Genomic DNA, 17,759 nt, shown 5'->3' with positions numbered 1-17,759 from the left:
GCAGTGACGGCCCGGCCGATTGTCAGAGCCGTGTGCAAGGCTTCGCACACGGTCGGTGAGGGGCCGGCCGGGTAACGATCGTCGGGAGGAGAGCAGCATGGGGTCCAAGGCCAGCGGGTCGTTCGAGCTGACCAGCTTCGAACCGGTGGAGACGGAGGAGCGCGAGGGTGCGGCCTTCGGGCGGGTCCGGATCTCCAAGAACTTCACGGGCGGGCTGAGCGGCACCAGCGAGGTGCGGATGCTCTCCGTCGCGGGCCCCTCGGGCGGCCCGGCGTCGTACGTCGCGGTGGAGCACGTGACGGGCGAACTGGACGGGCGGAGGGGCTCGTTCGTGCTCCAGCACGCGGCATGGGACACCGGCGGGACGACCATACGCGTGGTGCCGGGCACCGGGTCGGGCGAGCTGGCCGGGCTCACCGGCGAGTTCCGCCTGGCCGTCGACGAGGCCGGCACTCACACCTACGTCCTGGAGTACGACCTGGGCTGATCACCTGGTCTCCCCCGCGCGCCGCGTGCCGCACGCACCGGGCTGCCGTCCGCGCTGCCACGATGATGCGATCAGTGCACGATCGACATCGAAGGGTGGCGCATGCCCGGTACGACGATGGCGGCGGACGGCACGCCGGTCGCGGTGCTGGCCGCGAATACGGTCACAGCGCCTGTCGCGACTCCTGTCACGGCGCCGGTCACGGCTCACGTCACGGCGCCGGTCACGGTCGAGGAGGTGGTCGGTCGGCTGCGGGAGATCGGGGCGGGTCTGCCCCCGGCGGACGGGGTGGCGGTCTTCAACCGGCTCTACCTCACCGTCACGGAGGCCGTCCGCGACCGGCTCGGCGGCTCGTACTTCGCCGATCCGGCGGCGATGGCCGAACTGGACACGGTGTTCGCCGGGCGCTACCTGCTGGCCGTGGCCGCCGACGCGGCCGGGCAGGAGCCGCCCGCCTGCTGGCGGCCGCTGTTCGCGCTGCGCGCCCACCCGGGGGTGCACCCGCTGCAGTTCGCGTTGGCCGGGATGAACGCCCACATCCAGCACGACCTGCCGCTCGCCGTCGTGGACACCTGCCTGCGGCGGGGCTGCGAGCCGGCCGGGCTCGCGGCGGACTACCACCGGATCAACGGCCTGCTGGCGGAGGTGGAGACGGCCGTCCGGGAGCAGCTGATGCCCGGCCCGGACGTGCTGGAGCGCGCCGAGCCGCTCACCCACCTGCTCGGCGTCTGGTCGGTGGAGGCCGCCCGCGAGGGGGCGTGGTCCGCTGTCCAGGCGCTCTGGGAGCTGCGCGCGGTGCCGACCGCCGCGCGGGCCTTCGCCGCCGCCCTGGACTGCTCGGCCGGCCTGCTCGGCCACGCCCTGCTGCTCCCGCTCGGCCCGCACCCCGCGCGGGACGCAGCCTGCGGCGCACCACGCACGGCGGACGCACCGGGCACGGCGGCGGACGCACCGGCCGCACCGGACACACCAGGCAAGGCACTGCACGCACCGGGCACGGCGCCCGACGCCCCAGGCACGGCGCCGGACGTACCCCGCAAGGCACCGGACGCGCCCCGCACGGCGGCCGGCCGGCTCCCCGAGGCGAGGAACCGGCCGGCCGGTGAAGGAGCGGGCGCTCGGGCCCGGCCCGATCAGGCCCAGCTGGAGTGCAGCGGCTTGCCCTCGGCGTAGCCGGCCGCGCTCTGGATGCCGACGATCGCCTTCTCCTGGAACTCCTCCAGGGTGTTGGCGCCCGCGTAGGTGCAGGAGCTGCGCACACCGGCCACGATCGAGTCGATCAGGTCCTCGACGCCCGGGCGGGCCGGGTCGACGAACATCCGGGAGTGCGAAATGCCCTCCTCGAACAGCGCCTTGCGGGCCCGGTCGTACGAGGAGTCCTGGGAGGTGCGGTTGCTGACCGCACGGGCCGAGGCCATGCCGAAGCTCTCCTTGTACTGGCGGCCGTCGGCGGCGGCCTGCAGGTCGCCCGGGGACTCGTAGGTGCCGGCGAACCAGGAGCCGATCATCACGTTGGAGGCGCCGGCGGCCAGTGCCATCGCGACGTCGCGCGGGTGGCGGACGCCGCCGTCGGCCCACACGTGCTTGCCGAGCCGGCGTGCCTCGGCGGCGCACTCCAGCACGGCGGAGAACTGCGGGCGGCCGACGCCGGTCATCATCCGGGTGGTGCACATGGCGCCGGGGCCGACGCCGACCTTGAGGATGTCGGCGCCCGCCTCGACCAGGTCGCGGACACCGGCGGCGGAGACCACGTTGCCGGCCACGATCGGGATCCGCGGGTCGAGGCCGCGCACCGCGCGCAGCGCGCTGATCATCGATTCCTGGTGGCCGTGCGCGGTGTCCACGACCAGCACGTCGGCGCCGGCGTCGATCAGGGCCTTGGCCTTGCCGGCCACGTCGCCGTTGATGCCGACGGTGGCGGCGATCCGCAGCTTGCCGGCGGCGTCCACGGCCGGGGTGTACAGGGTGGCGCGCAGCGCGCCCTTGCGGGTGAGGATGCCGACGAGCCGGCCCTCGGCGTCGACGACCGGGGCGAGCTTGCGGTGCGCCTCGGTGAGCTTGTCGAAGGCGGTGCGCGGGTCGATGCCCTCGTCCAGGAGCAGCAGGTCGCGGGACATCACGTCGGCGAGGCTGGTGAAGCGGTCCACGCCCTGGCAGTCGGAGTCGGTGACGACGCCGACCGGCTTGCCGTCCTCGACGACCACGAGGGCGCCGTGCGCGCGCTTGGGCAGCAGCGACAGCGCCTCGGCGACGGTGGCGCCGGGGGCGAGGGTGATCGGGGTGTCGTGCACCAGGTGGCGCTGCTTGACCCAGGAGACGACCTCGGCGATGACCTCGGTGGGGATGTCCTGCGGGATGGCGACCAGGCCGCCGCGGCGGGCGACGGTCTCGGCCATCCGGCGGCCCGCGATGGCGGTCATGTTGGCGACGACCAGCGGGATGGTGGTGCCGGTGCCGTCGTCCGAGGAGAGGTCGACCGCCTGCCGGGAGCCCACGGCGGAACGGCTGGGGACCATGAAGACGTCGTCGTACGTGAGGTCGTACGAGGGCTTGAGGTCGTTCAGGAAGCGCATGAAGGGGGCTCTCTGGCTGGGAGAAATTACACCTCGGGTGCGGTTGCGGCACTGCCGCCGGGCGCACTCGGGCGCCCGGCACCCAGCATTCGATTCTCCGGGACGGTGGGATCAAAAGCCAGTTCGAGGCCCATTGCTGGCACTGTGTACAAACCATGATCAATGCTTCGCGCGTAGACTTGGACGATCATCCAAGGCCGACGGTTTTCGCCCCGGCCTGGGCCGCTCCCGTAGCATTCACGCGGTAACGGCGAGGCGAGCGGGAAGCGGCGACAGGCAATGACGGCGGGCGTGGACATCAAGCAGGACCAGAGCGGCACGGACACCGGGGAGGAGATCGACTACGGTCCCGGCCTCGACCCCGAGCGGCTGCGGCTCTGCCTGGACGTGCTCGCCGAGCTCGACCAGCTGCACGTCGACCACCCGGACGCGATCACCGTGCGCCAGGCCGTCGGCGGCATATTCCGGACCCTCAAGCAGCGCCGCCGCCAGGAGACCCGGGCCCGCAAGACCGCCAACGACCGCGAGGTCACCGCGCGCACCGCCACCGGCGCCCCCACCCGGATCGACGACGAGACCGCCGGCGCCTTCGGCCTGACCACCGTCACCAGCACCGAGATCGCCGGCATCCTGGAGCGGCCCCGCTCCTGCTACACGTGCAAGCAGCGGTACGTCGAGGTCGACGCGTTCTACCACAACCTCTGCCAGGACTGCGCCGTCAAGAACCGGTCCCACCGGGACGCCCGAGCCGACCTCACCGGCAAGCGCGCGCTGCTCACCGGCGGCCGGGCCAAGATCGGCATGTACATCGCGCTGATGCTGCTGCGCGACGGCGCCCACACCACCATCACCACGCGCTTCCCCAACGACGCCATCCGCCGCTTCACCGCGATGCCGGACAGCGCCGAGTGGATCCACCGCCTCAAGGTCATCGGCATCGACCTGCGCGACCCGGCCCAGGTCATGGCGCTCGCCGACGAGGTCGCCGCCGACGGCCCGCTGGACATCCTGATCAACAACGCCGCGCAGACCGTGCGCCGCCCGCCGGAGTCCTACCGCGAGCTGCTCGCCGCCGAGTCCGCGCCGCTGCCGGCCGGCGAGCTGCCGCAGGCCACCACCATCGGCCGCTTCGGCAGCGGCAGCGTCGACCTTCCCGCCCTCCCCCACCAGGCGAGCGGCGACGCGCAGCGGATGGCCGCCGAGGACGTCACCTCGCTCGCGCTCGTCACCGGCTCCGCCACGCCCGCCCGGATCGAGGCCGGCACCGCGATCGACGCCGGCGGGCTGGTGCCCGACCTCGCGCCCACCAACAGCTGGGTGCAGACCGTCCAGGAGGTCGGCCCGGTCGAGCTGCTGGAGGTCCAACTCTGCAACTCCACCGCGCCGTTCATCCTGATCAGCCAGCTGCGCCCGGCGATGGCCGCCTCCGCCTCCCGCCGCAAGTACGTGGTCAACGTCTCCGCGATGGAGGGCGTGTTCCAGCGCGGCTACAAGGGCGCCGGCCACCCGCACACCAACATGGCCAAGGCCGCGCTCAACATGCTCACCCGCACCAGCGCGCACGAGATGTTCGAGACCGACGGCATCCTGATGACCGCCGTCGACACCGGCTGGATCACCGACGAGCGGCCGCACCCGGACAAGATGCGGCTGGCCGACGAGGGCTTCCACGCCCCGCTCGACCTGGTCGACGGCGCGGCCCGGGTGTACGACCCGATCGTCCGCGGCGAGCTCGGCGAGGACCTGTACGGCTGCTTCCTGAAGGACTACGAGCGCTCCAACTGGTAACCCCGGTCCCCGCGAGGATCCCCGCGAAGGAGATGGCGAATTGACCACCGCACCGCTGCTCGGCGCAGGAATCATCGTGCCCACCGGGGACGGCCGGGTGCTGATCGGCCGGCGCACCACCGCCGGCGAGCCGCCCACCTGGAGCCTGCCCGGCGGAAAGGTCGATCCCGGTGAGTCCTTCGAGCAGACCGCGGCCCGCGAACTCGCCGAGGAGACCGGCATCGTGCTGCCCGCCGAGCAGATGCGGGTGCTCGCCCTCCTGCTCGACCACGAGCTCGGCCGGCCCCGGCTGACCGCCGCCGTGCTGGCGCCGCCGAGCCTGGCCGAGGCGGTCGTCACCGAGCCGCACGCCTGCGGCGGCTGGGAGCGCGTCGCGCTGGACGCGCTGCCGGAGCCGATGTTCTACCCGTCCTCGCTGGTCCTCGGCAGCTGGCTGCCGCAACGGCCGTCGGCGGTCCGGGCCGGAACGACCGGGTACCCCGTCACCCGCTGAGGGCAACGGGGTACGCCCGGGCGGCGGCGGTCCAGCTCGCCCGGGCGGCGGCGGTCCAGCCCACCCGGGCGGCGGCGGTCCAGCTCGCCCGGGCGCCGACGGTCCGGCTCGCCCGGGCGCCGACGGTCCAGCTCGCCCGAACGGCGACGGTCCGTCAGCCGTTGCGGGCGGCCTCGGGGCCGGTGATCCGCTTCAGCAGCGGCAGCGTCGAGGCGATGATCCCGACCGAGGCCACCACACCGAGGGCGACGAAGCCGAAGTACACCGCGCCCGGCGACACCAGGTGGTAGTCCATCTGGGAGCTGAGGAACAGGGCCGAGGCGGCGAGGGCCGCGCCGATCGAGATCACCGCCACCGACAGCAGCGGCAGCACGCTCTCCAGCGCGATCACCCGCTGGAGCAGGCGCAGCGGCGAGCCGGTGAGCCGCAGCATCGCGAACGGCCGCCTGCGGTCGGAGAGTCCGGCCACCACGCTGACCGCGAGGCTGCACCCGGCGATCGGGAGTGTGGTCAGCAGCACCACGTTCGCCAACTGCCGCCAGCCGGCGAGCCGTTGCTGGCCTTCGGTGGCCCAGTCGCCGACCGTGTGCGCGTCGTGGTCGGGCCACGCCTCGGTGAACACCGTCCGGACCTGCTCCTTCGCCGCCGTCGATCCGTCGGTCGTGGCGTAGAGCAGTTGGACCGGGAGCTTCGCGACCTCCTCCGCGGAGACCGGGACGGCGGGCCACTCGGCGTCCGGGCGCGAGGTGAGGTTGAGGAACTCGCGCGACGGGACGGCCGCCACGCTCGCCCCGGCCGCGCAGTGGCCGACCACCGGGACCTCGGCGAGGTCCGCGCAGGACACCAGGCCGGGGGTGAGGAGCGGGGCGTCCGGGCGCGGGCTCACCGGGATCTTTCCGAGGCCGGCCGGGTTGGTGTGGAGCACCGCGAGACCCCGCAGGCCCGGCACGGCCCGCGCCTGCGCCAGGACCTGGTCCGGCACCGCGTCCGTCAGTTGCCTGCCGTCCCGGTAGTCGCCCTGCACCACGGACGCGCGGGACGACTGGTCGCCATCCAGCGAGCCGCGGTTGGCGTTGATCGTGCCGATGACGCAGACCGTCGACGTGGTGACGAACAGCGCCAGGATCAGGCCGCTGACCGCGCGGAATCCGGCCTTCGGGTCGTCCGCGAGCCGGCGCACCGCGATCAGCGTGGCCGGACGGCTGGTGCGGCGGGCGACCGCACGGGCGGCGACCATGGTCAGCCACGGCCCGGCGATCACCAGGCCGAGCATCACCAGCAGGAACCCGGGCAGGTAGGCCGCCGCCTGTCCGTTCCCGGTGGCCGGGCGGCGGCCGAGGAAGTACAGCAGCTCCGCGAGCCCGGCCAGCAGCGGGACCAGCCGCCAGGCCCGGGGCGGCCGCGGGGTGACCCGGCGGCTGACGCCCAACGGGGAGACGGTGACCCGGCGCAGCGCGAACCGGGCCGCCACCGCCGAGGCCAGCGGCACGGCCAGGACGGTGCCCAGCACCTGGAGGCCGGTCAGGCTCAGGTCGTCGAGGTGGAAGCGGCCGCCGGTGAAGGGCACGTCGGCCACCAGCGGGCGCAGCGCCAGGTAGAGGCCGAAGCCGGCGGCCGTACCGGCCACCGCGGCGACGGTGGACTCGACCGCGGCGATCACCGAGATCTGCCGCGGGGTGGCACCGACCAGTCGCATCGCGGCGAACCGCTGCTCGCGGGTGGCGGCGGACAGGCGGGTCGCGGTGCCGATGAAGATCAGCACCGGGAAGATCATCGCACCGCCCACCACCGACAGGATGAGCGTCATCGCGTCACCCCGGATGCCCCGGCTCAAGCAGTCGCCGTTCCCGCACTCGGGCCGGGTGGTGGCGATGGCGGTGACGGCGACGGCGCGGGGCGCGGCCTGGACCTCGCCGACCGTCCGGCCGACGACCACGGCCAGCGTGTCCGGAGAGGGCATCGCCGAGTCGTTCAGGGTGCCGGCCATCCGGCCCGGGAAGCGATCGCCCAGCTCGACGGCCGGGACGGTGCGCAGCAGCGCGGCCAGCGCCGGGGAGGCGTAGTACTCGCCGGGGGCCGGCACCCGGTCGAGTCCCGGCGGGACGGGCGAGGTCGGCCCGGTCGCGGCGACGTCGATCTCGCGGATCTCCGAGCCGTCGTAGTAGTCGTTGTGGGGCTGCCACCACAGCGGGTCGACCTGCGCGCTCTCGGTCCGGCTCCGGGCCCCGGAGTCGAGCCAGACCTGGCGCTGGTTGGCGCGGTCGATCGCGTTCATGCTGGCGAGCGTGGACAGCAGCAGCCCGACCCCGATCGCCACCGCCGCCGCGATCATCAGCAGCCGGGCGAGCGCCTCCCGGCCGCCGCTGACCGCCAGCCGGAGCGAGAACCGGATCACGAGGCCACCGACCCGGCCCCGGCCCCGGCCCCGGCGGAGAGCGTGCGGGCCTGGCCGTCGCGGACGATCGCCTCGCGGTCGGCGTAGGCGGCGACCCGCGGCTCGTGGGTGACCAGGATGACGGTGGTGCCCTGCTCCCGGGCCGAGCCGACCATCAGTTCCATCACCTGCTCGCCGGTCAGCGAGTCCAGCGCGCCGGTCGGCTCGTCGGCGAACAGCACCTGCGGCCGGGCCACCAGGCCCCGGGCCAGCGCCACGCGCTGCGCCTGACCACCGGACAGTTCGCCGGAGCGGCGCCGCTCCATGCCGTCCAGGCCGAGCCGGGCGAACCACGGCCGGGCCTGCGCGAGAGCGTCCGCGCGGCGCACGCCGTTCAGCAGCAGCGGCAGCGCCACGTTCTCCTCCGCCGTCAACTCCGGGACGAGCTGGCCGAACTGGAACACGAAGCCGAACTTGTCGCGGCGCAGGGCGCTGCGCCCCGCCTCGTTCAGGGTGTCCAGGCGCTGCCCGTTGAACAGCACCTCGCCCGCGTCGGGCACCAGGATGCCGGCCAGGCAGTGCAGTAACGTCGACTTTCCCGAGCCGCTCGGGCCCATGACGGCGAGCACCTCGCCGGCCTCGACGGACAGGCTCGCCCCGCGCAGGGCGGGGGTTTCACCGAAGGACAGGGCGACGTCGCGGGCCTCGATCACGGCGGTCATGAGCGCACCGCCTCGGCCAGCGCGTCCAGGCGGGCGGTGGTGAGGTCGATCCAGCGCAGGTCGGCGTCCAGGTGGAACAGGCCGTGGTCGGCGAGCAGGGCGTCCACCAGGGCGCCGGTGCGGCGCAGTTCGGTGAGTTCGCGCATCCGGCGCAGGTGGGCGGCGCGCTGGGTGTCCAGGTACTCCTCGGCGTCACGGCCCAGCATCAGGGCCAGCACCACCTTGGTGAACAGCACGCTCTGCAGGTTGGGTTCGGGCGCGACCGGATCCCGGAGCCAGGTCTCGAACTCCGTCACCCCCGCGTCGGTGATCACGTAGCGCTTGCGTTCGGGTCCGTCGCCGGGCTCCGCCTCGCCCGCGACCACCTTGCCGTCCCGGGCCAGCCGGCCGAGGGTCGCGTACACCTGTCCGTACGGGAGGGGTTTGCCGCGGCCGAAGAGGGAGTCGTAGTCGCGCTTGAGGTCGTAGCCATGGCTCGGCTCCCGCTCCAGCAGCCCCAGCAGGGTCAAAGGAACACTCATGGGGGAGACCATACCCCACGCGTATACTCTGAGTGTATAGCTGGCGAGAATACGGCCCCTGCCTGCGGAAACCCCGTCAGAACCCGGGCGGAAACACCGTCACCCGGGTGCGGGCGGGCAGGAGGCAGCCCCACGCTCACCCCCTGCACCGCACCACGGCCCGACACCCCCACGGTCAACCGGGCCAAGCCGTCCCCTGACACGAAGGATGCGGCCGGACCCCAGCCTGCCCGCCCGCCCGGCCGCTGCCGAGGGCCGAACGTCCCGGGTGCGCGAAGGGGCGCCGGGAGGCCGCGCACCCGGGCGCGACCCGGAACGCGACCGGCGCGCGGCGGCGCCGTCCGCAGGTCCCGGTGGTACGAGCCCGCACGACTCTTGTGCGCGGGCGGCCACCGGGTGGAAATTGGGTGACGAAGCCTCACGACCTCACCACCGCGCCGCCCCAACCCCCCTGAGGAGCCGTCGACGTGTCCAGCACACCCCGCCCCGCCCGGCCCTCGTCGCGCCCGCCGCGAACCGGCCGCCGGCTGCGGCGGGCCTTCGGTGCCCGGCACGAACCGCTGGTCCGGCCCGTCGACCGGGCCCGCGCCCGCGCCTGGCTGCTGAGCGCCTTCGGGGCCCTGCTCGCCCTCGCCTTCGCCACCGGCAGCTCCCTGCTCGCCTACCACGCCACCGCACCCCAGGCCGACAGCGACCGCCTGCGCCTCCACAAGGTCGACGCCGTGGTGCTCACCCTCCCCGACCACGGCTCCGGCACGGGCACCGGCGCCGGAGGACGCTTCGGCGCCGGCTACAGCACCCGCGTCGACGCCGAGGCCTCCTGGACCTACCCCGACGGCCAGCCGCACACCGGCACCGTCCAGGCCCCCCGTACGGCCGTCACCGGCACCGTCGTCCCCGTCTGGGTCGACCCCGCCGGCGCCCTCTCCTCGCCCCCGACCAACCGCGCCACCGTCGCCGTCTCCGCCGTCTGCACCGGCGCCGGCGCCCTCCTCGCCCTCCTGGCCCTGCTCACCCTCGCCCTGCGCCTTCGCCTGCACGTCCTCGACCGCCGCGCCGACGAGGCCTGGACCCAGGGCTGGGCCCGCCTCGAACCCCTCTGGAGCGGCCGCGCCGGCCACCGCCAGGACGACTGACCCCTGTGGACGAGCGGGAACCGGCGAGCAGCGGGACGCGGCGCCAGGTCAGAGCGGGTGGGTCCAGTCCGGGGCGGGGTGGGCTCCGGCGGCCCGGTGGGTGAGGGCCGCGACGGCGACGAGGAGGGCCAGGGCGAGGGTCAGGGCGATGGGGACGTCGGCCTGGCGGATGAGGAGGGCGCCGACGAGGGCGCCGACGAACATCCAGACGGCGGAGGCCAGCCGGCGGGGGCCGGTGCGGTCGGCGGCGAGGGCCGTGATGGTCATGGTGAGCACCGTGGTGGTCAGGTCGGGGACCTTGAGGGAGCGGACCACCGCGTTCTGGCCGCCCATGGCGAAGGCCAGCAGTCCGATGAGGCCGTAGCGGGCCGGGTCGGAGGTGTAGCCGGCCACGGTGGCCAGGGCGATGCTCGCGGCGACGAACACCGTCTGGGCGACCACCGCCGTGGTCAGCAGCCGCCCGCGGTGGTCGGGCAGCCGTCGGGCGAGGTGGCCGCCGACCAGGGCGCCGAGTACGAACGCGGCGAGGGCGCTCAGCGAGGCGGTGGCGGAGAGTCCGGCGGCACCGGCCAGGGCGAAGCCGAGGAAGACCACGTTGCCGGTCATGTTGGCGACGAAGACGTGGCCGAGCCGGAGGTAGCTGACGGCGTCCACCAGTCCGGTGACGACGGTGAGCACCAGCAGCATCGGCACCAGCGGCCCGTGCCTGGGGTCGGGGGTGAACATCGGGACCTCCTGGTCGGCCTCGTGACGGTGCCTCCGTTCTACCTCCCCCGGGCCGCGCCCTAGGCGAGCGCCGGGCGGCTCGGGTCGTCGGGTTCGTCGTCGAGGTGCCAGTGCAGGTCGCGGACGCCGGGTTCGAGGGAGAGCCGGCTGACGACCTGTTCGAGGGCCGGGGCGACCTGCCCGGTGATGGCCACGGTGGCGCGCAGGCTGGTGGCGTCGCCGCTGTCGGTGCGGCGGGCGCGCAGGCCGGTGGGGGCGAGGCCGGAGGCGGACAGGGCCTGGAGCAGCAGGGCCCGGATGTGGGTCTCGGCCTTGCGCTCGCATTCCAGGTGGACGGTGGCGCGGACGGTGGAGTCGGGGTCGCTGCCGGACTGCGGGGCCCGGTCGAGCATCCGGCCGGCCGGGCGCAGGATCAGGTGGACGGCGAGGACGCCGAGCGTGCCGAGGACGGCGAATTCGAGCTTCCCGGCGGCGGCGAGCACCCCGACGGCGGCCGAACACCACAGCGTGGCGGCGGTGTTGAGGCCGCGGACGCCGGCGCCGTCGCGCAGAATGACGCCACCGCCGAGGAAGCCGATGCCGGAGACGACGTAGGAGGCGACCCGGGTGGGGCTGGCGGCGTCGCCGACGGCCTCGCTGTACAGCACGAACAGGGTGGCGCCGGCGGCGACCAGGGCGTTGGTGCGCAGGCCGGCCATCCTGGCCCGCCACTGGCGTTCGACGCCGATGAGCGCGCCGCAGGCGACCCCGGTGGCGAGCCGGACGAGGAAGTCGGCGGTGGTCAGGGTGTGCACGACGGCACCTCCTTCACTGGGAGAGCTGGGAGAGCGGGGAGAGCTGGAAGAGCAGGGAGACGGACGGACGGGTGACGGGCCGCTGCCCACCACCCGTCCGTCCGGGCTGCGGTCTGCGGCTCAGTGGTTGAGCGCGGTCTGGACGATCTTGATGATGACCATCACCATCGCGACCAGGAGGTAGGCGCGCAGGGCGCCCATGCCGACCTTGCGGGCGGTGGACATGACCGGCTTGCCGAGGGTCTCCAGCGGGGGCATCCGCCATTCCTCGCGGCCGGTGCGGTCGACGGGGTCCTCCTTGGTCCCCCGGCGGCCGAAGGTGAAGAAGTACCCGGCGACCAGGACGCCGGCCACGCCGCAGCCGGCCATGATCCACAGGATCGCCTGCGAGCTGATGTCGGGCCAGACCACGGCGGCGGTCAGGATCAGCGACAGCATCACCAGGACGCCGACCACGGCGGAGGTGAAGGCGTTGGTCTTGGGCCCGTTGACCCAGGGCCCCAGGACGGCCTTGTCGTTGCACAGCAGCAGCAGGAACACCGTCGCCGAGGGCAGCAGCACACCGGCCAGCACCTGGACGAACTGCGTCATCAGGCCCTGGGTGTAGCCGGTGGACAGCAGCGTGATCGCGGCCGCCGCGACCACCAGGCCGGCGTAGATCGCGTAGAAGCCCTTGGCGCCCTTGACGCCCCGGTGCAGCGAGTGCCTGATGCCGAACACGTCGCCGATCGCGTAGGCGGTGGACAGCGACACGGCGAAGGCGCCGATGATCGAGGCGTCCAGCAGCGCGATGGCGAACAGCACACCCACCACGTGCCCGGCCTTGTCCTCAAGGCCCTTGGCGACGGCGCCCGCATCGGAGAACTGGCCGAAGCCGTCGGTGCCGGCGAAGGCCGCGGCGGTGAAGCCCATCATCGCGGCGGCGCCGATGATGACGATGGCGATCCCGATCCACAGGTCGACCTTCTCGTACTTCATGAAACGCGGCGTGATCCGCTTGTCGATGACGTACGACTGCTGGAAGAACAGCTGCCACGGGGCGACGGTGGTGCCCACGATGGAGACGATCACCAGCATCACGGCCGCCAGCTGGCCCGAGCCGCCCGGCATGCTCGGCACCGTGAAGTCGTGTGCCATCTGCGAGGTCTTCGGGTGGACCATGAAGTAGATCGGCACCAGCAGCAGCGAACCCACGCACAGCGTGACGGCGACGCGCTCGAAACGCCGGAACGAGCCGGTGAACGCCGAGGCGATGATGATCACGGCGGCCAGCACCACCGAGGCGACCTTCGGCAGGCCCAGGTACCCGGCGGCCAGGGTGACGCCGATGAACTCGGTGACCAGCGTCAGCGCGTTCAGCAGGAACAGGTCGATGACACTGAACGCGCCCCAGAACTTGCCGAAGCGCTCCAGGATGAGCCGGGCGTGGCCGACACCGGTGACGGCGCCCAGGCGCAGCACCATCTCCTGGTTCACGTACAGCACCGGGACCAGCATCAGCAGCGTCCACAGCAGCTGCGTGCCGTAGTTCTGCCCCGCCTGCCCGTACGTCGAGAAGGCGCCCGCGTCGTTGTCGCCGACCATCACGATCAGGCCGGGGCCCACGATCGCCAGCAGGGTCTTGAGCCGCGCGGACAGGCCGTGGCGCGGGGTGGTGTCGTCGAGCCGGATGGTGCCGAGCGCACCCCTGATGTCGCCGACGTGGGCGTCGTCGAGCACGGCGGTACGGGTGGTGGTGGGGACCTTCGGGTCCAGCATCACGTTGGTCATGGCAGGGCCTCCCTGCCCCCTTCCTTGAGGGGGCGACAGGGGGCACGCAGCAGCGATCCTCCCTGCGAGCGCACGCCGCCGGACCGCACGGCGGCGCTGAGCGGCGGCGGCCGTGAGGGCATGACGGAGCGTCAGACGTCGTGCGTCGGGGCGCGGTTGAGCGCATGACGCAGCGTCAGGTGAACGAGCGCAGGGAAGGTTGTTACCGCGTGCCAGAGGTGATCGAGAGCATGCGGGGGCAGGGGCGACTATGGCCCGGACTATCGCAGTCCATGTCTCTCGCCTCCTCCCGGTCGGGGGTGCACCGTCTGTGCACCGCATCGCGACACGGCAAGGAGCGGACCGGCCCCACGGGACCGGCACACCCCAACTCGTCAGAGCTTTGGCACTCCACGGCGTGTCCAGCCCGGTCGGGCCGGAAGCCACTTGGGGTCAACCCTTAACTCGGGAAGACCTGTCCTGAACCTGGGCGTCTCTCGACGTCGTCGGGTCAGTGGCCTGTGTCCGTGAAGACGCCTCACCGAACGAGGTGCCTTGCAAACCTCGTCAAGCATAGACCCTCCCCTTCACCCGGATAGCGGCGTTTCGACCGAACTTCGACAGCTTTGTAGAAGCTTGACCAAACCCACCCCTCGACGTGCACCCCCATCCGGCATATATAGTTCACCGACATATGCAGCTCAACAGCTCACGAGGGGGAAGTGTGTCCCACAGCGATCCGACCCGATCCGCACCCGTCCTGCACCTGGCCAACGTCACCCGGGTGCACGGGCGGGGCGCCGCCGAGGTACACGCCCTGCGCGGCGTCGAACTGGCCGTCCACCCCGGCGAGTTCGTCGCCGTCATGGGCCCGTCCGGCTCCGGGAAGTCCACCCTGCTGACCCTGGCCGGCGGACTCGACACGCCCAGCGAGGGCGAGATCCTGGTCGAGGGCGTGGCCCTCGGCGGCCTCAGCCGCGGCCGGCTCGCCGACCTTCGGCGGCGCTCCATCGGGTACGTCTTCCAGGACTACAACCTGATCCCCGCCCTCACCGCCGCCGAGAACATCTCGCTCCCCCGCGAACTCGACGGAGTCTCCGGACGCACCGCCCGCCGCGAGGCGCTCGCCGCCCTGGAGGAACTCGGCATCGGGGAACTCGCCGACCGCTTCCCCGACGACATGTCCGGCGGCCAGCAGCAGCGCGTCGCCATCGCCCGCGCGCTGATCGGCGAGCGCCGGCTCGTCCTCGCCGACGAACCGACCGGCGCCCTCGACTCCGCCACCGGCGAGGCCGTGCTCGCCGTGCTGCGCGCCCGCTGCGACGCCGGGGCCGCCGCGATGATGGTCACCCACGAGGCGGCGCACGCCAGTTGGGCGGACCGGGTGGTCCACCTGAAGGACGGCGCGGTCGCCTCCGAGAGCCACGGGCGGCGCACCGGCAAGCGCCGACTGACCACCGAGCCGCTCAGTGCTCCGGCCGACGGAGCCGGGCACGCGTCCGGCGACTTCGGCCACGCGGCCGGCGGCTTCGGCGAGGTGACCCGATGAGACTCGGCGCCTGGAAGGTCGCCCTGCGCATCGCCCGCCGCGACGCGCTGCGCGCCAAGGGCCGCAGCGCCCTGATCGTCGCCATGATCGCGCTGCCCGTCCTCGGCGTCACCGGCGCCGACGTCGTCCACCGCAGCGGGCAGCTCACCCCGGCCGAACGGGTCGAACGGGTGCTGGGCGGGGCGGACGCCCTGGTCACGTCGCTCGCCCCCGGCCGGACCGTCGAGCAGGCCCCGGTCGCCGAGGACGGCGCCTTCGCGGTCCAGCCCCGCCCCGGGCAGCCGCCCACGGCCGAGCAGCAGAAGGCCGCCGGCACCGACCCCGTCGCCCTGGTCACCGGACTCCTGCCGCCGGGCAGCGTGCTCACCTCCGCCCGGCAGGGCCCGGAGACCGGCGCCACCTCCCCCGAAGGCCTGGTCCGCACCCTCACCACCGAGGCCGACCTCGCCGACCCGCTCTGGCACGGCCGGCTCGACCTGGTCGACGGCCACGCCCCGGGCGGCCCGCGCGAACTGGCCGCCACCCGGGCCTTCCTCGACAACTCCGGACTGGCCGTCGGCGGCACCACCACCTTTCCCGGCCTGGAGCGGACCACCTTCACCATCACCGGCGTCGTCGAGCACCCGGACGACCTCCGCCGGGTCGAACTCGTCGCCCAGCCGGGCGCGTTGCTGAGCCAGCTCGCCGCCGCCACGCCTCCCGGCAGCCCGGCCGCGGCAGCGCCGGAGCCCGAACGCGGCGCCTGGCTGGTCCGGCTCCCCGCCGGGGCCGCCCTCGACTGGGCCAAGGTCCAGGAGTTCAACGCCCACGGCTACACCCTCACCGCCCGCTCGGTCGCGCTCGCCCCGCCGCCGCGCGCTGCCGTCCCCTACTACCGGGACGCCTACCGCTCCTTCGGCCCCTCCGCCGACGACAACACCAAGGTCGTGGTGGCCACCGTCACCGGCATGGGCCTGCTGGAGGTCGCCCTGCTCGCCGGCCCCGCCTTCGCGGTCGGCGCCCGCCGCTCCCGCCGCCAGCTCGCGCTGCTCGGCGCCGCCGGCGGCCGGCGGACGCACGTCGGCGCGGTGGTGCTCGGCGGCGCCCTCGTCCTCGGCACGGCCGGGGCCGTGGTCGGCGTGGTCCTCGGCGGCGGCCTCGTCGCCGGGCTGCGCCCGTGGATCGAACGGGCCGGCGGCGCCCGCTTCGGGCACTTCGCCCTGCCGCCACTGGACCTGCTCGCGATCGGCGGGATCGGCCTGCTCACGGCGCTCCTCGCGGCCGCACTGCCCGCCCGGCAGGCCGCCCGCAGCAGCGTCACCGCCGGACTCACCGGCCGGGACACCGTCCAGGCCCCGAACCGCTGGGTCACCGTGCTCGGTGTGCTGCTGCTCGCCGCCGGCGCCGCCCTGGCCCTGTACGGCGCGAGCGCGGTGCAACACGGCGGCGTGCCCGTCGTCAGCACCTACGACACCCGCACGCTGACCGTGCTCGGCGGCTCCGTCATCGCCGAACTCGGCCTGCTCGCCTGCACCCCCGCACTCGTCGCCCTGCTCGGCCGGCTCGCCAAGCGGCTGCCGCTCGGCCCCCGACTCGCCCTGCGCGACTCCGCCCGGCACCGCTCGCGCACCGCGCCGGCCGTCGCCGCCGTGATGGCCGCCGTGGCCGGGGCCGTCGCCATCGGCGTCTACAGCACCAGCACCGACGCCGAGAACCGCCGCGACTACCGGCCGCAGGCCCCGTACGGCGCCGTGCAGCTCCTCTCCACCGCCGACGGACCGCAACTCGACGGCCTGCGCGCCGAGGTGGGCAAGCAGCTGACCGACCTGGGGCCGCGCGCCGACCTCGGCGAGGCGGTGTACCAGTTCTGTGCCAACTGCTCCAGCACCGTCCAGCTCAAGGGCACCGTGAACTGGCGCACCGCGTCCGGCCCGCCGCACCTGGCCGCCGGGGACGCCGCCATGCTCCGCACCCAGTTCGGCATCCACGACCCGGCCGCCGAACAGGCCCTGGCCGCCGGGAAGATCCTGGTCTTCGACCGCGCCTTCCTCGCCGGCGACGGCCGGGCGGTGCTCCAACTGCGCGGCAGCTCCGGAGCGCCGCTCCAGCCCGGCGAGGTCCCCAAGCCCGACCTCCAGGAAATCCCGGCCGACGCCGTCCTGGTCGAGAACCCCAACGCCGCCCGCTTCGCCCAGGGCCTGATCCTGCCCTCGGCGCTGCCCAAGCTCCTGCCCGGGCTCACCGCGAGGCCCACCGGCGCGATCTGGGTGCCCGCCACCCCGCCCGACCGCAAGGCCCAGCAGCGCGCCGAGGCCGCCGTCGTCCGACTCGACCGGGCCGCCCAGCTGGAGGTCGAGCGCGGCTTCCAGCCCCGCGGCGACGCCCTCACCCTGGCGCTCAGCGGCTTCGCCGGGCTGGTCGTCCTCGGCGCCGCCGGCATCGCCACCGGTCTGGCCGCCGCCGACTCCCGCCAGGACCAGGCCACCCTGGCCGCCGTCGGCGCACCGCCGCGGATCCGCCGCACCATGGCGGGGCTGCAGTGCGCGATGATCGCCCTGCTCGGGGCGCTGCTCGGGGCGGTCAACGGCTTCGTCCCCGCGGTGGGCCTGCTGAAGTCCCGGGCTAGCGGGTTCGGCGGCCACCCGGCCCTGATCACCGCCCCCTGGGACCAGCTGCTGCTGGTCGTCCTGGTGCTCCCGGTGCTGGCGGGGCTGCTCGCCGCCCTGCTGACCCGCTCCCGCATCCCGATGGGGCGGCGGCTGTCCTGACCCCCGGCGCACGCCGAAGCCCGCCCTCCGAAATGGGGGGCGGGCTTCGGCGTGCGCGGGCGACCCACGCGCGAGAGGGCCGTACCATGGGCGGGTTCTA

At 73.9% G+C, this 17,759-nt stretch carries 14 protein-coding genes and 1 riboswitch; of the genes, 7 read left to right on the top strand and 7 right to left on the bottom strand.

Annotated elements, in window-relative coordinates:
- Positions 1 to 97 precede the first annotated feature (97 nt).
- The gene (locus ACFWPI_RS05195) at positions 98 to 487 is read left to right on the top strand and encodes a DUF3224 domain-containing protein (RefSeq protein WP_380376559.1); all 390 of its coding nucleotides are present in this window, start codon (positions 98 to 100) and stop codon (positions 485 to 487) included.
- Positions 488 to 589: 102 nt separating this feature from the next.
- Positions 590 to 1,660, top strand: a complete 1,071-nt coding sequence (locus tag ACFWPI_RS05190; protein ID WP_380376562.1) for a DUF5995 family protein — start codon at positions 590 to 592, stop codon at positions 1,658 to 1,660.
- On the opposite strand, the gene ACFWPI_RS05185 is transcribed toward ACFWPI_RS05190, so the two are convergent.
- Positions 1,621 to 3,060 (bottom strand): GuaB1 family IMP dehydrogenase-related protein, encoded by a 1,440-nt coding sequence (locus tag ACFWPI_RS05185; protein ID WP_380376565.1) that lies wholly within the window; start codon positions 3,058 to 3,060, stop codon positions 1,621 to 1,623. The genes ACFWPI_RS05190 and ACFWPI_RS05185 overlap by 40 nt on opposite strands.
- 279 nt (positions 3,061 to 3,339) lie before the next feature.
- Between ACFWPI_RS05185 and ACFWPI_RS05180 the strand changes: the two genes are divergently transcribed.
- Both ACFWPI_RS05180 and ACFWPI_RS05175 read left to right on the top strand, forming a co-directional pair.
- Positions 3,340 to 4,848 (top strand): SDR family NAD(P)-dependent oxidoreductase, encoded by a 1,509-nt coding sequence (locus ACFWPI_RS05180; RefSeq protein WP_380376568.1) that lies wholly within the window; start codon positions 3,340 to 3,342, stop codon positions 4,846 to 4,848.
- A gap of 40 nt (positions 4,849 to 4,888) precedes the next feature.
- Complete coding sequence (locus tag ACFWPI_RS05175; RefSeq protein ID WP_380376571.1) at positions 4,889 to 5,341, top strand: NUDIX hydrolase; 453 nt, start codon at positions 4,889 to 4,891, stop codon at positions 5,339 to 5,341.
- A gap of 154 nt (positions 5,342 to 5,495) precedes the next feature.
- Here the strand turns inward: ACFWPI_RS05175 and ACFWPI_RS05170 are convergent, their stop codons facing one another.
- The 3 genes from ACFWPI_RS05170 to ACFWPI_RS05160 are packed head-to-tail and all read right to left on the bottom strand — an operon-like array spanning position 5,496 to position 8,958.
- Positions 5,496 to 7,736: an FtsX-like permease family protein gene (locus tag ACFWPI_RS05170; RefSeq protein ID WP_380376574.1), complete on the bottom strand. Its 2,241-nt coding sequence runs from the start codon at positions 7,734 to 7,736 to the stop codon at positions 5,496 to 5,498.
- Positions 7,733 to 8,437, bottom strand: coding sequence for an ABC transporter ATP-binding protein (locus ACFWPI_RS05165; RefSeq protein WP_380376577.1), 705 nt, complete (start codon positions 8,435 to 8,437; stop codon positions 7,733 to 7,735). The genes ACFWPI_RS05170 and ACFWPI_RS05165 overlap by 4 nt, the downstream gene beginning before the upstream one ends.
- Positions 8,434 to 8,958 carry a PadR family transcriptional regulator gene (locus ACFWPI_RS05160; RefSeq protein ID WP_380376580.1) on the bottom strand — a complete coding sequence of 175 codons (525 nt, stop codon included), beginning with the start codon at positions 8,956 to 8,958 and terminating at the stop codon, positions 8,434 to 8,436. Before ACFWPI_RS05160 ends, ACFWPI_RS05165 begins: the two co-directional genes overlap by 4 nt.
- Before the next feature lie 467 nt (positions 8,959 to 9,425).
- Here ACFWPI_RS05160 and ACFWPI_RS05155 point away from each other — a divergent pair, with 467 nt between their 5' ends.
- Positions 9,426 to 10,094 (top strand): hypothetical protein, encoded by a 669-nt coding sequence (locus ACFWPI_RS05155; RefSeq protein ID WP_380376583.1) that lies wholly within the window; start codon positions 9,426 to 9,428, stop codon positions 10,092 to 10,094.
- Positions 10,095 to 10,142: 48 nt separating this feature from the next.
- On the opposite strand, the gene ACFWPI_RS05150 is transcribed toward ACFWPI_RS05155, so the two are convergent.
- The 3 genes from ACFWPI_RS05150 to ACFWPI_RS05140 all read right to left on the bottom strand — a co-directional run bounded on the left by ACFWPI_RS05150 (position 10,143) and on the right by ACFWPI_RS05140 (position 13,384).
- Positions 10,143 to 10,820 carry a YoaK family protein gene (locus tag ACFWPI_RS05150; protein WP_063346500.1) on the bottom strand — a complete coding sequence of 226 codons (678 nt, stop codon included), beginning with the start codon at positions 10,818 to 10,820 and terminating at the stop codon, positions 10,143 to 10,145.
- A gap of 59 nt (positions 10,821 to 10,879) precedes the next feature.
- Positions 10,880 to 11,614, bottom strand: coding sequence for an MgtC/SapB family protein (locus ACFWPI_RS05145; protein ID WP_063346501.1), 735 nt, complete (start codon positions 11,612 to 11,614; stop codon positions 10,880 to 10,882).
- 120 nt (positions 11,615 to 11,734) lie between these two features.
- On the bottom strand, positions 11,735 to 13,384 hold the full coding sequence (locus ACFWPI_RS05140; RefSeq protein WP_380424594.1) for an NRAMP family divalent metal transporter: 1,650 nt from the start codon (positions 13,382 to 13,384) through the stop codon (positions 11,735 to 11,737).
- A 358-nt stretch (positions 13,385 to 13,742) separates the two neighbouring features.
- Positions 13,743 to 13,920: riboswitch (M-box (ykoK) riboswitch) on the bottom strand.
- Between the two features lie 137 nt (positions 13,921 to 14,057).
- Between ACFWPI_RS05140 and ACFWPI_RS05135 the strand changes: the two genes are divergently transcribed.
- Both ACFWPI_RS05135 and ACFWPI_RS05130 read left to right on the top strand, forming a co-directional pair.
- Complete coding sequence (locus ACFWPI_RS05135) at positions 14,058 to 14,912, top strand: ABC transporter ATP-binding protein (RefSeq protein ID WP_380380971.1); 855 nt, start codon at positions 14,058 to 14,060, stop codon at positions 14,910 to 14,912.
- Entirely contained in the window at positions 14,909 to 17,659 is a 2,751-nt protein-coding gene (locus ACFWPI_RS05130) for an FtsX-like permease family protein (RefSeq protein WP_380380969.1), read from the top strand. The genes ACFWPI_RS05135 and ACFWPI_RS05130 overlap by 4 nt, the downstream gene beginning before the upstream one ends.
- Positions 17,660 to 17,759: the final 100 nt, after the last annotated feature.

Source organism: Kitasatospora sp. NPDC058492 (genome assembly GCF_042720685.1).
Lineage (GTDB): Bacteria > Actinomycetota > Actinomycetes > Streptomycetales > Streptomycetaceae > Kitasatospora.
The sequence above is the reverse complement of the archived record's forward strand: the minus strand, read 5'-3'. Positions and strand labels throughout refer to the sequence as shown.

Bases quoted from the DNA above. Each gene is read 5' to 3' on its own strand.
- ACFWPI_RS05195 (WP_380376559.1), top strand. From the start codon at position 98: ATGGGGTCCAAGGCCAGCGGGTCGTTCGAGCTGACCAGCTTCGAACCG.
- ACFWPI_RS05190 (WP_380376562.1), top strand. From the start codon at position 590: ATGCCCGGTACGACGATGGCGGCGGACGGCACGCCGGTCGCGGTGCTG.
- ACFWPI_RS05185 (WP_380376565.1), bottom strand. From the start codon at position 3,060: ATGCGCTTCCTGAACGACCTCAAGCCCTCGTACGACCTCACGTACGAC.
- ACFWPI_RS05180 (WP_380376568.1), top strand. From the start codon at position 3,340: ATGACGGCGGGCGTGGACATCAAGCAGGACCAGAGCGGCACGGACACC.
- ACFWPI_RS05165 (WP_380376577.1), bottom strand. From the start codon at position 8,437: ATGACCGCCGTGATCGAGGCCCGCGACGTCGCCCTGTCCTTCGGTGAA.
- ACFWPI_RS05160 (WP_380376580.1), bottom strand. From the start codon at position 8,958: ATGAGTGTTCCTTTGACCCTGCTGGGGCTGCTGGAGCGGGAGCCGAGC.
- ACFWPI_RS05150 (WP_063346500.1), bottom strand. From the start codon at position 10,820: ATGTTCACCCCCGACCCCAGGCACGGGCCGCTGGTGCCGATGCTGCTG.
- ACFWPI_RS05140 (WP_380424594.1), bottom strand. From the start codon at position 13,384: ATGACCAACGTGATGCTGGACCCGAAGGTCCCCACCACCACCCGTACC.
- ACFWPI_RS05135 (WP_380380971.1), top strand. From the start codon at position 14,058: ATGCAGCTCAACAGCTCACGAGGGGGAAGTGTGTCCCACAGCGATCCG.
- ACFWPI_RS05130 (WP_380380969.1), top strand. From the start codon at position 14,909: ATGAGACTCGGCGCCTGGAAGGTCGCCCTGCGCATCGCCCGCCGCGAC.